The organism is Mesotoga prima MesG1.Ag.4.2 (assembly GCF_000147715.2).
Classification (GTDB): Bacteria; Thermotogota; Thermotogae; order Petrotogales; family Kosmotogaceae; genus Mesotoga; species Mesotoga prima.
Map to the genome: position 1 here is coordinate 2,068,073 of NC_017934.1, position 13,439 is coordinate 2,081,511.

A 13,439-nucleotide genomic window follows, 5' to 3' on the forward strand; every position below is an offset into this window, starting at 1 on the left:
CAAATGCCTTACGACAGTTCATGGTTCACTTCTGCGCGAAACTCGATAACAAATCTGATAGTTGTTCCATCTCTTCACAGCTAAGATATCCGGTTCTTGCCTCTTGTTTTGACACTTGATAAATGGGGTTTTCGAGAACTAAAACTGGTATCTTATTTGCATGTCATTGTGTTGGAGGTGCGAAAGTGTACACGTGGATGAAAACTCTTGGATGGATAAACTTCACTCTTCTTGTCATAAACACATCTCTTTTTCTGACAAGATGGTTCTACCGCACATTCAATAAAAGGCTTGAGCGTTTTCCCTGGAAGGGCTTTAAGAAACTGATGGTAGTCCTGGCCGCTGTTCATCCTTGGACTGGTTCAATTCTCTTGTTCACTGCCCTTTATCATGGTTATCTTGCAACAGGAGGTTTTGTCCTGTACAGTGGTAGTCTTGTTTTCATCGGGGTATTTGCACAGTTCATAGTATATTTGTTAGGAAAGTATGTTTCGGCTATGAAGAAGAAATGGAGACCCATACATAAAGGCCTGATGATAGCCACATGGGCGCTGTTTCTTTTCCATATTTTTGCGCCGTATTCTATTTGGATTCCAATTCTCTAGTCCATTGTTGCTAGCGATCTCAAGAATGGCAGTACAATTTCGAGGAATTCCCCGGGGCTTTCCTCATGTGGTAGGTGGCCCGTATCTGGAATGATTGACAGCTGGGCTAAGGGAAGCTCTTTCGCGAGCCTTACTGAGTCCTCAACGGGTACTATTCTGTCGTTATCTCCAGTGATAACTAATGACGGTACATAAATCACGGGAATTTTGGAATAGTCGTAAGGCTTTCTTGCAAGCGTCAGTTCCCACAAAGCTCTGTCCCAGTTTTCCGCCTTCAGTGGTTTTTCGTATCCTTCAAGAATATCTGGGGTCAGCTTGCTGGTATCGTACCAAGCCAGATCTAGAAGATTTCGTGAGTTTCCCAGAAAAATTCTCGATACAAGAGGACCTAGATGTCTACCCTGTGGTGTGTTTGTCAGTAAGTTGAAAAATGGGTTATCTGCATCGTTCGTATATACGGCAGCATCTACGAGTACGAGTCCTTTGACCTTTTGTGGGTACGATGCCGCTACTTCCAGTGCAGTAAGGCCGCCGGCAGAATTACCGATCAGGATAGCCTCTTCATATCCCAGATGCTCGATAAGTGATACTGTAAGTTCTACCTGACCTTCCATTGAATAAGGGTTGAAAACCTCAAGATCTTTACCCAACGGTCTTGAGGTAAAACCAAATCCAGGTCTGTCGAACGCGACTACGAAATACTCCTCAGCTAAAGGACCAATTACCTCGCGCCACGAAAAAGTGCTGGCCCCAAACCCATGAAGAAGAAGGACCAAAGTAGAACCTTCACCGGCGCTCTTGTAATGAATGTTTATGTTCTTTATGTTGACAAACATGCTATCTTCGTCTGCAAGTAGAAGAGGGTCCACAGTGCCCTCCAGATCTCTCACGGGGATGAGAAAGGGAGCAATTAAGACTACCGAGAGCAAAGAAACCACAATGACAATGAATTTCATGACTATTCGACTCCTTGCGATCTTATCGAAGCGAAGGCTTTGTTGACAAGCAACTCCGCTTCCACTCCGTCCCTTGGGAGCAAGACAGATCCCGCTTTGAGTTCCAGCGTTGAATCGCCTTGGTCCAATTTCCACTTCTCAAAGGAACTAAGGACTTTTCCAATTATCCTGGCGGCGGAATCAGGATTTTTAAGGTCCTCGGCAAGCAGAAGAAATTCTCTTCTAGAAAACCTACACAGCGTATCGCTCTTTCTTATGCCCTTGACAAGCTCTTCTGTTATCTCTACAAGCGTTGCTTCTTGGATGCTCTGAACTGCTTCTCTATTACTTAGTTCAAATGCAGCGACCATCGAAAACAGGTTGTTTCTTCTGCTTCTAAATATTGCCATGTTCAATCTGTCTCTGAAAAGCACGTAATTTGGGAGCCCAGTCTCGCCGTCAAAATGGGCAAGTTCAGAAATTGTTTGTTCGGCTAGCTTCAAGTCTGAGATATCTTCTACCACAAAGAGAAAGTACAATGCATTTGGTACCGATAATTTCTTCAAATAATACCTCAACCATCTCCCGTTCTTTCTTATGTGGTGGTATTCCAAAGCCTCTTCACTTCTACGTATCAAATCTCTCATCTTCTTCTTAATCTCTTCCCGCAACCCTTCTATCAGATTTGAGGCCCGGTTGTTTGCCACAAGCACGTTCGAGAATTCATCGAGCACAGCTACTCCGTCCTCAATAAGAGACAAAGCCTGCGTAAGAAGTTCTGAGAGCTGCTCTGAGGAAATGTTGTCTTTCATTGTTTCACCACCCTTTGCTTTTCAGTCGTTTCTATTCTACCTGTAAAGTACAAATTTACATATTTGCTCATTAAAGGATCATTCTTCCATCTGTGAAAGCCAAAGGTCAGAGTGCAATTGTATAATGGGCTTACACAGGTAGAAATCGATATAGAGGAGGCAAGAAGTGAAAAAGAGTGTTTTCATAGTTCTAAGCCTTGTTTTTTTCTTCTCATTCTTTTTTCTTCAAGGATGCGATCGTTCCAAACTAACGACAACAGTAACTTCTGTGATTGATGGTGACTCTATTACTGTAAAGGCTCTTCAAGGAACGGTTAGGCTCATTGGTATAGATGCACCAGAGGTCACTTCAGGAAGCAAGCCGGCCGGTCAATTTGCCGAAGAAGCAAGAGAGTTCTTGAAGCAGATGGTCCTGAACAATGGAAAGGTTACCCTTGAACTCCATGGAAAGGATTCTTACGGAAGGCATCTTGCTTACCTCTTCAACTCTGAAGGTGAATTTGTGAATGCAGAACTAGTCAGGCAGGGTCTGGCGAGACCTCTAACCTATGAAGATACCTCCCATAATTCAGCGAAAATCAGAGAAGCCTACAGACAGGCTTTCAATAACAGAAGTGGGATCTTCTCATCCTACAATGATTTTCAAGTTTATGATGCCTCTGAGGTTCGTGAAGCCCTTTATCCGTATCAATTGGGCGGTTTTCTCGGAAAGATAGTATGGGTCGAGTTCACTGTGATTGACGTAAATGGCCTTACGGTAGTTGGTGATGATATTGTCGTGAGAGTAAGGCCTGAGGAAGCGACACTTTTCGGTCAGGATTCCAAAGATTTGCAAAGACTGTACAGAAAGAAAATCAGGGTTTTCGGTGAGATCTGGCAGGATGATTCTGGCAAGGTCTTGATGCTTTTGAGAGACCCGGCCATAGAGATCACCGGAATATCTCAATTTGCAAATTCCTCGCCTTTTCTTCTTCCAAAAGCTGCTTGAAATACTTCCAATGCGAAAGCAGTCTTAGAATCCAAGAGAATTGACAAGAAGAAAAGTATATGCAAAAATAGATTGCAATGAGTTTGCGCAAATGAATTGCAATACGGAGGTGTCAATTGAAAAGACTGACATCACTTAGAAGAGAAGTTTTGGATCTGATAAACAACTCTGAATCGCCTTTGAGTGCCGATGGTATTTATGGAGCGCTGAAGGAGAAACCAAACCTTTCAAGCGTTTATAGAAGCCTTGCCTTTTTGGAAGATGAGGGGCTAATACGGTCAATATCCTTCGAGTGCGAGACGAGATTTTATTTCAGTAGTGAAAGAGAACCGGTACATTTTTTGCACTGCAAAAAGTGCCACAAAACCGAACCATTTTATGAGTGTTTTGCAGATTCTTTTGCAAAGAAAGTTGCGGAAAGCCGTGATTTTACGATTACTAATCATGTATTTTACTTCATTGGAATTTGTGGAGAGTGCAAGAGAAAACTGCTCTCCGACATAGAGGATGGGAAGCTATGAAAAAACGGACTTTACTAACTATTACAGCGCTAATGATTCTGTTTTCAACAACCCTGTTGCCTCTCAGAATTGTGGCTACCATAAACCCTTACTATTTGATTGTTAAGGAGATAGCCGGTAAGAATGGCCAGGTCGATCTTCTGATTGGACCCGGTCAGAACCCACATATATTCTCTCCCAAGATATCGGACGTGAGAAAGCTAAATGAAGCGGACTTAGTCATTGCGAATGGTTTAAATTTGGAGAGTTTCCTAGAGAGTTATCTTGAAGATCTGGCAGCGCAGGGAAAGCGCGTGTTATACATGGGGAATCAGTTGCCGGATGACTTTCTTGTATCTGAAGATGAAATTGGTGAAGCGAACACCGACTTACACCATTTCAACCCTCACATCTGGCTTGATCCAGTAATTCTGTCCGACTACTTGATTCCCGTTATCGTGGAAGAACTGTCCAATATTGATCCGGTTAACTCGGTGTTTTACAAAGTAAACGCAGAAAAACTAATTTCCGAGCTTCATGATTTCGATGAAAAGGCCAGCTCTTATTTGGAGAGATTTCGAGGGTCGATTGTAATAGTTGCTCATCCAAGTTTCACTTACTTCTTTAGAAGATATGGAATAGAGCTTGAGCCTGTTCTTGAAGGAGTTGGCGATGAGCCCAGTATAGGGGAAATAAAGGAACTCGTTGACTTTGTAAGAGAAAAGGATGTCATTGGAATATTTGCTGAGTACCAGCATTCAAAGAGAGCCATAGATATACTGAAAAGCGAAACAGCGGTCGGTCATGGCGAACTGGATAGTTTAGGTCTCTCAATGGAAAGCATTATTGAGCTTCTACAGTGGAATCTCGACGAAATGATGAGGGTATTTGATGGAAAATAAAATTCTGAGTGTCGAAAATTTGAGCTATAGAATTGGAAGTCATTGGATTCTGAGGGACGTTTCTTTCAGTATCTCAAGAAAGGAATTCGTTGGGATAATAGGGCCGAATGGTGCAGGGAAAACAACCCTCATAAAAGCGATAGTTGGAGATCTTGAAGTCTATTCGGGAAAGATCGTTGTTTCCGGGAAGATTGGATATCTATCTCAGAATCCAGACAGGAAGAGAGATTTCCCTATAAAGGTAAGAGAAGTGGCTGCGATGGGGCTATACGGTGATCGTGGAATCTTGAGGCCCTTCAGAAAGAGCGACTGGATTAGAGTGGATGATCTCCTCAGGACGGTAGGTATTTTAGATCTGAGAGATAGAAAGGCCGGCACGCTTTCGGGCGGTGAGTATCAGAGACTGATGTTGGCAAGGGCGTTGGCCTCCGATCCCGACTTGCTTATACTCGATGAACCGGAAGCTGGAGTCGATGAGATGGGTAAAGCTTCTTTTTACAGGTTACTCGAGTCTCTCAAGAATGAAAAGAGTATAGGCATACTAATGGTAAGCCATGACATTGGAATGGTTTTTGACGCTTGTGATACTGTGATGTGCATTAACAAGACTCTACATTGCTATAATGATGCGGATAGTATTACTCCAGAGGAACTGCAGTCCGCGTTCTCTAGCGATCTTGATTTCTTCATAAGATCAAGAGATCATTTCGAAAGGGAGCATCATTTATGATTCAGGATTTTATAAGTGATATCATATCATACAGTTTCTTGCGTAATGCTATTTTAGCCGCAGTTCTTGTAAGTGCACTTACGGGTATCTTTTCAAGCGTGGTTGTTCTTAGAAAGATTGAATTCATTGGTGATGGTGCAGCTCACGCGACGTTCGGCGGTATTGCATTTGGTCTGCTGCTCGGAACGAACTATATTCTCATGGCTGCGATTACGGCCGTGATTTTTGCAGTTGCCGTCAGTTATTTTACGAGAAAGAACAAACTGTCCGAGAGTAGTGTTATTGGAATGCTTCTCCCTCTTTCGATGTCGCTGGGCGTAATTGCTCTCTCATTTATACGGGGCTATACTCCTGATGTTATGGGTCTTTTCTTCGGTAATATACTTATGGTTACTTCTGAAGACGTTTGGATGCTATTGGTAGCTAACGTTATTGCCTGGGTCTTCTTCGCGGTGTTTTACCGAGAACTGCTTTATTACTCTTACGATGAGGGGATGGCAAAACACTACGGTGTACCTATTGGATTTATACATTATGCAGTGCTAATAGGAATAAGTCTGAGCGTAGTAGGCTCGGTGAAAATTGCAGGAATAATTCTTGTCACTGCCTTTTTGGTCATTCCTGCAGTTACTTCAAAGACCATTGCCCGTTCATTCAGAGGTATGATTCTGATTTCACTAGGTATGGCAGTAGTGGCAAGCGTGATGGGCATCTTTGTATCATACGTGCTTGACATGCCTCCAGGGCCCGTGATTGTTGTAATGTTATTCATGGAATTTCTGATAACTTTCTCTTTGAAAGCACTATTTAGAGTCAGATTTTGATCAACCGGTAAATTCCAGAATGGATCTTGATTGATAAGTGAGATTCGTGTTGATTGGTTTTTTCCGCTTGTTAGGACTTCGGAAGTGTGGATAAACTTGTGGCTCGGGGAAGAGATTAAACCCCCGATCGCAGAGAGGAGAATTAACATGAAAATAACTGTTCTTTGCAATGACAAAGGTCTCGAAGGTTTTGAATCTGAACATGGAATTTCATTCTTTATCGAACTGAATGGAAAGAAGTTCCTTTTCGATACCGGATCTACCGACGTTGCAGTTAAGAATGCCGGAAAATTGGGTATAGATCTTTCCGAGGTTGAGTCGATTATTATCAGTCATGGTCACTATGATCATCTTGGTGGGCTAGGAAATGTCTTGAAAAAAACAGGCGCAAAAAAAGTCATGGTCGGCGAAGGATGTCTTGAGAGGAAATTCAGCGGTTCAACGGAATCCAGTCCAGAAGGTTTTGGGAGTGAATATGAGCGGCTCGGAGCTTCTATCGAAACTGTACGCGCTTCGAGAGAGATCACAAACGGCCTACACGTAATGACTGCCGCTCCGTTCGTAACCGAAGAAAGACCTGGAGATAAGCACAACAGAATCAAAGGGGGTACAAGAATTCGAGATTTCTTTGAGGACGAGCTTTCTCTTGCTGTTGTCCAAAATGGTGTTGTGACAGTTATAACCGGCTGCTCTCACAGGGGGATTGGTAACATCGTAAAACAAGCATCGGGGTTTGGAAAAGTAAAGAACGTAGTTGGAGGCCTGCACTTGTTGCACAAGACTGAAGATGAGCTTGAAGAGATCTTTGAATATCTATTGGGTTTCGATATAGATAAGTTCCATATTGGTCACTGTACAGGTGACAATGTAGTGAAGAAGATCGCAGAAAGATTTCCTGCCGAAGTCCGGGAGCTTATGGCCGGCGATAGTTTTGAGTTTCATGGTTGAAACACTGTAATGTGAGTTAAATCAACAATTTGTTTTCGATTTATAGACATTGAGGAGGTTAATGAAGTGGATAGGATTTCGAATTTCGAGTATTTTTTGCCGACAAGGCTAGTGTTCGGTGTTGGATCATTAAACAGAGTTGGAGAGTTTGCAAAGTCCTTGGGCAAGAAGGCACTAATTGTAACGGGTAAGAGCAGTACGAAAAAGACTGGCCTTCTTGACAAGGTAATAGCTATTCTAGAGAAGAATGGAGTAGAAACGGCCGTATTTGATGAGATAGTCCCAAATCCCCTTTCATCTACGGTTGATAAAGGCGCTGAGTTTGCAAACAATGAAAGATGCGATCTGATCATCGGTCTCGGTGGGGGAAGCCCCGTAGACTCGGCAAAACTAATAGCCGTGGTCGCTAAGGATGGCGGTAAATGCTGGGATTACACTGGATCTGGGGGAGGAAGAATTCCCAAATCGGCGCTACCTGTTATCGCTATTCCCACTACTCACGGTACCGGAACCGAGTCAGACCCCTTTGCAGTGGTAACCAATACTGAAACTGACGAGAAGATAGGTGTCGGATTTGACCAAACTTTTCCTACTGTCTCTATTGTCGATCCCGAGGTTATGAAGACTCTTCCGCCCTATCAAACAGCGGCAACCGGAATGGATGCTTTCTATCATGCAATCGAGTCCTACATAAATACAAATCATCAACCAACGTCAGACCTTCTTGCTCTGGAAGCCATGTCGCTCATAAATCATTATCTACCCATAGCTTACAGGGATGGCAACAACATCGAAGCTAGAACAGCCCTCGCATGGGCAAGTACAGCCGCAGGAATTTGCGAAACACTTTCGGGCTGCATCGCAAATCATTCCATTGAGCATCCTATAAGCGCCCATTATAACGCTACCCATGGAGCTGGACTTTGCGCAACCGGCCCTGCATTCTTTGATTACATAAGGCCTCATACAAAAGAGAGATTGGCCAGAGTAGCTCAAATTATGGGAGCTCCTGAAAGTGAAGTAGATATCGATAAGCTCTCGAAAATGTCAATAGAACTAATTCACAGGCTTCAGAAAAGCGTGGATATAGACATTACGCTTAAGGATCTTGGAGTCGAGAAGTCTATGCTTGGTAGACTTGCTGAGGATGCTATGAGAACAATGGGAGCTCTTGTCGAAGTGACACCTGGTAACCTGAAAACCAAAGATCTGGAAAGGATATTGGAAATGTCTTATTGATTTGTAGCTGCCAAATGGAATCCAGATTGGAGAGAACATTGATCTTTTAGGATCTCTCGCTAAATACCGAAGAACGGGGGGATTGAATCAGTCTGCCCCTCGTTTTTTCTTCCTTACGAGGACCGTTTAGAACATTTCCAGAATCAGAGCGGTAAGGATAATGAAGAAGAAAACGTCCTTGGTTCTTCGGGAAGATCAGTTGCAAGTTCTCGGTTCCAAGTTGAAAGTATGAGAGACTCTAAGCGCTGTGAAGAGCCGTCCTTGGTCCTTCGAGATCATGAAACCCGTCCTTCGAGAAGAACGGTTCTTCGTTTCGACGCTACGCGTCCAGGTTGTTCGTTCTTAAAACCAGATCCCGAAACAAGTTCGGGATGACAGAGTGAGGGGCTTCTTGAAGCCGCTGTCTGGATAATTTTTTCAGTTCCAGTGAGCCCCTGAAATGATTGCCGTTTCTGTTAACGAGACCCCGACCCTGTAATCGAACCCCGTTCTCGGCGTCATGCTGAACTTGTTTCAGCATCTCTATCCTAAGAACCGCTGTACGCTAAAAGATCAGTTGCAAGTTCTCAGTTCCAAGTTGAAAGCATGAGAGACTCTGAGCGCTGTGAAAAGCAGTCCTTGGTCCTTCATGAGCAAGAACCCGTCCTTCGAAAGAGCATGAAGAACAGATCCTCTCTCTGGAACGAACAACTTCTCCTCGACGAACGGAGAACTGCTCAACCAGTTTCTCTTGGTCTTACAAACCCCCTACCTGTCACCTCCAACCACGGTTTCTCCAAAACCCAGATCCCGAAACAAGTTCGGGATGACAGTGTTTGATAATTCTGAGAACGTCACATCACGTCATTCTGAACTTGATTCAGAATCTCGGCCTCAAGTTTTTTCAACCAGCAACATCGAACTCGCATCTTCAATTGGTTCAAGAGCAGATCCCGAAACAAGTTCGGGATGACAGAGTGAGGGGCTTCTTGAAGCCGCTGTCTGGATAATTTTTTCAGTTCCAGTGAGCCCCTGAAATGATTGCCGTTTCTGTTAACGACCCCGACCCTGTAATCGAACCCCGTTCTCGGCGTCATGCTGAACTTGTTTCAGCATCTCTATCCTAAGAACCGCTGTACGCTAAAAGATCAGTTGCAAGTTCTCAGTTCCAAGTTGAAAGCATGAGAGACTTTGAGCGCTGTGAAGAGCCGTCCTTGGTCCTTCGTTGTTTGTTAGAATAAGAGAGGCAGGGGATGCAAGATAAGTCCAGTCCTTCGTTATAGCCTGCGAGGCCCAGTGGGGCAAGAACATCTTGCATCCAAGAGTGTTCAGGAACGATAGTAGAATATCCGGAGCAGGAATGCTTCAGGACCAAAACAGCGGTAAACGAAACACTCAACAAACTGCCAAACAAGCAACGGAGGTGCAGTTATGGAGATAGTTGGAATTGATTGGGGAAGAAAGAAGCATTACTGTTATCTTTTGCACCAGGGTAAGAAGTTAGTTTTAAGGAACAAGGAAGAAGATTTCGCGAAGCTTCTGAAGATAAAGGAGGCGGTCTATGTTATTGAGGATGGCAATAACAGGATCGTCGATTATCTTCTAAGGAACAACAGGCAGGTGTACATACTTCCAAGCAGGAGATCGAGCGAAGCCAGGTCATTCTTCGTGATAGAAGGCAAGAGCGATTTCATTGATTCGAAGGTAATAGCGATGACCTATGAGCATAACCCCGAATGGTGTTTGCAAGTGAAGAGGGAAGGGATAGCTTTTGAGCTGGATGTACTGGTTGAAGAGAACGCTGTGATAAATGTATCTATGATGCAGGATATAGGAAGGCTGGATGCATACCTTGAAAGGTACTGGCCGGAGGTGAAAGAAGTTTTCAGTGGCACTTCCGCCAGAAAACTGGCGTTTATATCCATCTGTCCTACTGCAAAAGACTTTCTCTCAATGTCTGATAAAGAGATACTCCTGAAGCTTAAAGAGATGGGTTTCCTGATAAATAGCAATCTCAAAAGCAAGCTGAAGGAGCTCAGAAAAATCGCGCTTGAAAGATATGTGCCAGCTTCCATAAGGACATTGATAGTCGCTTTCTCAAGGTACGCTATGGAGAAGAAAGTGATGAAGGAAGAGATAGGCAAGCAGATGAAAGAAATCATTGAGAAAAGCGAATTCAGTGTGCTTCTCACCTTACCTGGAGTGGGAGTAATAATCGCCAGCCAGCTCATAGTTGCCTACCTAACACACAAGTTCAGTTCCTACAGAGACCTTCAAAGGTACGCGGGAACTACTCCGACTTACTATGGAAGCGGTAACAAGAACACCACCAAGATGAGAAGTAACTGCAATCACTATCTCAGAGGGACTCTTCATATAGCCAGTCTTGCTGCAACAAATAGCTCTAAATGGATGAAAAGATTCTACGACAACAAAAAGAGCGAGGGCAAGAGCTCTGCTCATGCCCTCCGTGCATTGGCGAACACCATCCTCAAAATCGCCTTCGCCATGCTTAGGGATTTGACTCCCTACTCAGAAGAGAAATTCTTCAAGAGGAATCCTCTTTCTGATTATACTCCTTCTAAAAAGGAGGGAAAACAGAAGCCTGAATACTCGCTGAAAGTATCTTCAGTAGCTACCTGCCGGTCTACTGCTTGATCCTTTCAGTCTGCCTTTTTTATAACTGTTGACATAGTAGAAGCCCAAGAGCAAGGACCCGTCCTTCGAGAAGAACGGTTCTTCGTTCCAACGCTACGCGTCCAGGTTGTTCGTTCTTAAAACCAGATCCCGAAACAAGTTCGGGATGACAGTATTACTTGATTGCGAAAACCTCACATCGCGTCATTCTGAACTTGATTCAGAATCACGATGCTCTTTTCAGCGTTCAGCGTGTCTTAGCTAGCGGGAAGCGGCTCTTCTCGGTGAACGGACAACCATTCAACGGCCAACCAATTCCTTTGCTCTTTCCGACCCCCAACCACCAACCTCTACCCTCGGTTTTCATCAGCTACTTCCTTCCATCTTCTGCAGGCGTGGAAGTGACCATCTTCAATCTCCTGAAGCTGAGGTTCTTCCTTCTCCCAGCATTCTTCTTTTGCATAAGGACATCTGGGATGGAATCTGCAGCCCTTTGGAATATTGGCGGCAGAGGGGATCTCTCCCTTTATCGGTACTATCTTCGGTTTGTTTACCTTTCCCGCTACCGGTTCGCATACGGCAGCGATGAGAGCCCTTGTGTATGGATGAACTGGATTGTCTATAACATCATCTGGATCTCCTATCTCTATTATCTTTCCAAGGTACATCACGGCTATCCTGTCGGTGAAGTATCTCGCAGTGGAGAGATCGTGTGTTATGTAGAGATAGGTAAGACCAAGGTCTCTCTGCACTTCCTTCATCATGTGAAGTATCTCGGCCCTAGTTGAGAGATCTATCATGGATACCGGTTCATCCGCAACGAGAAGCTCGGGGTTTAGAAGAAGAGTCCTCGCGGTAGCTGCCCTCTGTCTCTGACCCCCGGATAACATATGGGGATATCTCACAAGGAATTCATCTGGAGGATTGAGCTTGACTTCCCTTAAAGCCTTCTCGATCATCTTCATTCTCTCATCCCTGTCTTCTCCGAGTTTGTGTATTATTAGAGGCTCCTCCATGACATCCCTTATCTTGAATCGAGGGTTCATTGAAGCGTATGGGTCCTGAAAGATCATCTGTACGTTCCTTCTGTAAATCTTCAGTTCATCTTTCTCTATATGAGTTACATCCTTTCCGTTTAGGAACATTGTCCCGCCTGTGGGTTCTAGGAGTTTCATGATTAGTTTTCCCGTAGTGGTCTTTCCACAACCGGACTCTCCAACTAGACCGAATATCTCGCCCCTCTTTATCGAGAAGGTTACTCCGTCAACTGCCTTGACGTAGTTGTGTTCTCCCTTGAAGAACTGGGATATGTTTCTTCTTATGGGGAACCATTTCTGAAGGTCTTTGACTTCAATTATGTTTTCGTTCATCTCTTCTCACACCTCCAGCAGGCCACCATGTGTTCATCTTCTATCTCTATTAGGGGTGGTTCTTCTTCTTTGCACTTATCCATGGCCAGGGAACATCTGGGATGGAATCTACAGCCAGAAGGAGGCTCTAGCAAGTCCGGAGGAGCACCCGGGATGAACGAGAGTTCACTCACCCTTTCATGTAGTCTTGGAGTGGCGGCGAGCAAGTTTCTCGTATATGGATGACAGGGACCCTGTTCTCCGTATATCTGTTGATTTGTTCCTATCTCCACTATCTTTCCTGCATACATCACCGCTATCCTGTCTGAAACCTCTGCCTCTGTTGCAAGGTCGTGAGTTATGAAGATGAATGAAAGGTCGAGTTTTTCCTTTAAGTCTTTGAGAAGGTTTATTATCTGGGCCTGTACAATAACATCCAGAGCGGTCGTGGGTTCATCACAGATTATAACCTTAGGTTCCAGAAAGAGGGCGGTAGCAATAGCGATTCTCTGTTTCATTCCTCCCGAGAGTTCATGGGGATATCTCTTCACTATATCGCCTGAGAGTCCAACGAGGTTGAGATACTTCTCTATTCTCTTTCTCGCCTCGTCTCTTTCCATCTCTCTGTGTTCCTGGAGGGTCTCCATCATCTGTTTGCCTATTGTGTATACGGGAGTGAGGGTATTCATTGCGCCCTGGAATACCATGGAAATCTTCTCCCAGCGTATATTCCTTCTCATTTCATTCTCACGCAGGGGAGTAATGTCGATACCGTCTACCTCTATCCTTCCTCCGACAATCTTACCCGGGGGAGTGGGCATCTTGAGAAGGGCGAAACCTGTAGTTGTCTTTCCACAGCCTGATTCTCCAACGAGGCCAAGAGTTTCACCCTTCTTCAGTGTGAAGGAGATATCGTCAACTGCCTTCACGACACCTTTGCTCGTGTAGTAGTAAAGCTTGAGGTTTTCTACAGTCAATATGTTATCCATAT

Annotated in this window: 13 protein-coding genes; 9 read left to right on the plus strand and 4 right to left on the minus strand. The window is 44.3% G+C overall.

All coding sequences use genetic code 11. From position 1 onward, the window contains the following. Positions 1-185 precede the first annotated feature (185 nt). On the plus strand, positions 186-605 hold the full coding sequence (locus THEBA_RS09710) for a hypothetical protein (RefSeq protein WP_014731381.1): 420 nt from the start codon (positions 186-188) through the stop codon (positions 603-605). Here THEBA_RS09710 and THEBA_RS09715 read toward each other — a convergent pair. Further along, a complete protein-coding gene (locus tag THEBA_RS09715) occupies positions 602-1,561 on the minus strand; it encodes an alpha/beta fold hydrolase (RefSeq protein WP_014731382.1) in 960 nt (319 codons plus the stop codon). The two genes, THEBA_RS09710 and THEBA_RS09715, sit on opposite strands and share 4 nt — an antisense overlap. Before the next feature lie 2 nt (positions 1,562-1,563). Then, positions 1,564-2,352 (minus strand): GGDEF domain-containing protein, encoded by a 789-nt coding sequence (locus THEBA_RS09720; RefSeq protein ID WP_041928200.1) that lies wholly within the window; start codon positions 2,350-2,352, stop codon positions 1,564-1,566. A gap of 166 nt (positions 2,353-2,518) precedes the next feature. Between THEBA_RS09720 and THEBA_RS09725 the strand changes: the two genes are divergently transcribed. From THEBA_RS09725 to THEBA_RS09760, 8 genes are all read left to right on the plus strand, one after another. Next, a complete protein-coding gene (locus tag THEBA_RS09725) occupies positions 2,519-3,340 on the plus strand; it encodes a thermonuclease family protein (protein ID WP_014731383.1) in 822 nt (273 codons plus the stop codon). Between the two features lie 116 nt (positions 3,341-3,456). Beyond that, positions 3,457-3,861, plus strand: a complete 405-nt coding sequence (locus THEBA_RS09730; protein WP_014731384.1) for a Fur family transcriptional regulator — start codon at positions 3,457-3,459, stop codon at positions 3,859-3,861. Further along, complete coding sequence (locus tag THEBA_RS09735; protein WP_014731385.1) at positions 3,858-4,742, plus strand: metal ABC transporter substrate-binding protein; 885 nt, start codon at positions 3,858-3,860, stop codon at positions 4,740-4,742. Before THEBA_RS09730 ends, THEBA_RS09735 begins: the two co-directional genes overlap by 4 nt. Beyond that, the gene (locus THEBA_RS09740; protein WP_014731386.1) at positions 4,732-5,472 is read left to right on the plus strand and encodes a metal ABC transporter ATP-binding protein; all 741 of its coding nucleotides are present in this window, start codon (positions 4,732-4,734) and stop codon (positions 5,470-5,472) included. The genes THEBA_RS09735 and THEBA_RS09740 overlap by 11 nt, the downstream gene beginning before the upstream one ends. Beyond that, entirely contained in the window at positions 5,469-6,296 is an 828-nt protein-coding gene (locus THEBA_RS09745) for a metal ABC transporter permease (protein ID WP_014731387.1), read from the plus strand. The genes THEBA_RS09740 and THEBA_RS09745 overlap by 4 nt, the downstream gene beginning before the upstream one ends. Before the next feature lie 147 nt (positions 6,297-6,443). After that, positions 6,444-7,244, plus strand: a complete 801-nt coding sequence (locus tag THEBA_RS09750; protein WP_041928464.1) for an MBL fold metallo-hydrolase — start codon at positions 6,444-6,446, stop codon at positions 7,242-7,244. 66 nt (positions 7,245-7,310) lie between these two features. After that, positions 7,311-8,483, plus strand: a complete 1,173-nt coding sequence (locus THEBA_RS09755) for an iron-containing alcohol dehydrogenase (protein WP_014731389.1) — start codon at positions 7,311-7,313, stop codon at positions 8,481-8,483. A 1,410-nt stretch (positions 8,484-9,893) separates the two neighbouring features. After that, positions 9,894-11,120, plus strand: coding sequence for a transposase (locus tag THEBA_RS09760; protein ID WP_014730612.1), 1,227 nt, complete (start codon positions 9,894-9,896; stop codon positions 11,118-11,120). Positions 11,121-11,449: 329 nt separating this feature from the next. On the opposite strand, the gene THEBA_RS09765 is transcribed toward THEBA_RS09760, so the two are convergent. Together THEBA_RS09765 and THEBA_RS09770 are read right to left on the minus strand one after the other, a co-directional pair. Next, positions 11,450-12,469 (minus strand): ABC transporter ATP-binding protein, encoded by a 1,020-nt coding sequence (locus THEBA_RS09765; RefSeq protein ID WP_014731390.1) that lies wholly within the window; start codon positions 12,467-12,469, stop codon positions 11,450-11,452. Beyond that, the gene (locus THEBA_RS09770; RefSeq protein ID WP_014731391.1) at positions 12,466-13,437 is read right to left on the minus strand and encodes an ABC transporter ATP-binding protein; all 972 of its coding nucleotides are present in this window, start codon (positions 13,435-13,437) and stop codon (positions 12,466-12,468) included. The genes THEBA_RS09765 and THEBA_RS09770 overlap by 4 nt, the downstream gene beginning before the upstream one ends. Positions 13,438-13,439 lie beyond the last annotated feature (2 nt).

What these genes read in the sequence shown, in the direction of transcription:
- THEBA_RS09765 (WP_014731390.1), bottom strand. Translation starts at nt 12,469, where the DNA reads ATGAACGAAAACATAATTGAAGTCAAAGACCTTCAGAAATGGTTCCCC.
- THEBA_RS09735 (WP_014731385.1), top strand. Translation starts at nt 3,858, where the DNA reads ATGAAAAAACGGACTTTACTAACTATTACAGCGCTAATGATTCTGTTT.
- THEBA_RS09770 (WP_014731391.1), bottom strand. Translation starts at nt 13,437, where the DNA reads ATGGATAACATATTGACTGTAGAAAACCTCAAGCTTTACTACTACACG.
- THEBA_RS09720 (WP_041928200.1), bottom strand. Translation starts at nt 2,352, where the DNA reads ATGAAAGACAACATTTCCTCAGAGCAGCTCTCAGAACTTCTTACGCAG.
- THEBA_RS09740 (WP_014731386.1), top strand. Translation starts at nt 4,732, where the DNA reads ATGGAAAATAAAATTCTGAGTGTCGAAAATTTGAGCTATAGAATTGGA.
- THEBA_RS09715 (WP_014731382.1), bottom strand. Translation starts at nt 1,561, where the DNA reads ATGAAATTCATTGTCATTGTGGTTTCTTTGCTCTCGGTAGTCTTAATT.
- THEBA_RS09760 (WP_014730612.1), top strand. Translation starts at nt 9,894, where the DNA reads ATGGAGATAGTTGGAATTGATTGGGGAAGAAAGAAGCATTACTGTTAT.
- THEBA_RS09750 (WP_041928464.1), top strand. Translation starts at nt 6,444, where the DNA reads ATGAAAATAACTGTTCTTTGCAATGACAAAGGTCTCGAAGGTTTTGAA.
- THEBA_RS09745 (WP_014731387.1), top strand. Translation starts at nt 5,469, where the DNA reads ATGATTCAGGATTTTATAAGTGATATCATATCATACAGTTTCTTGCGT.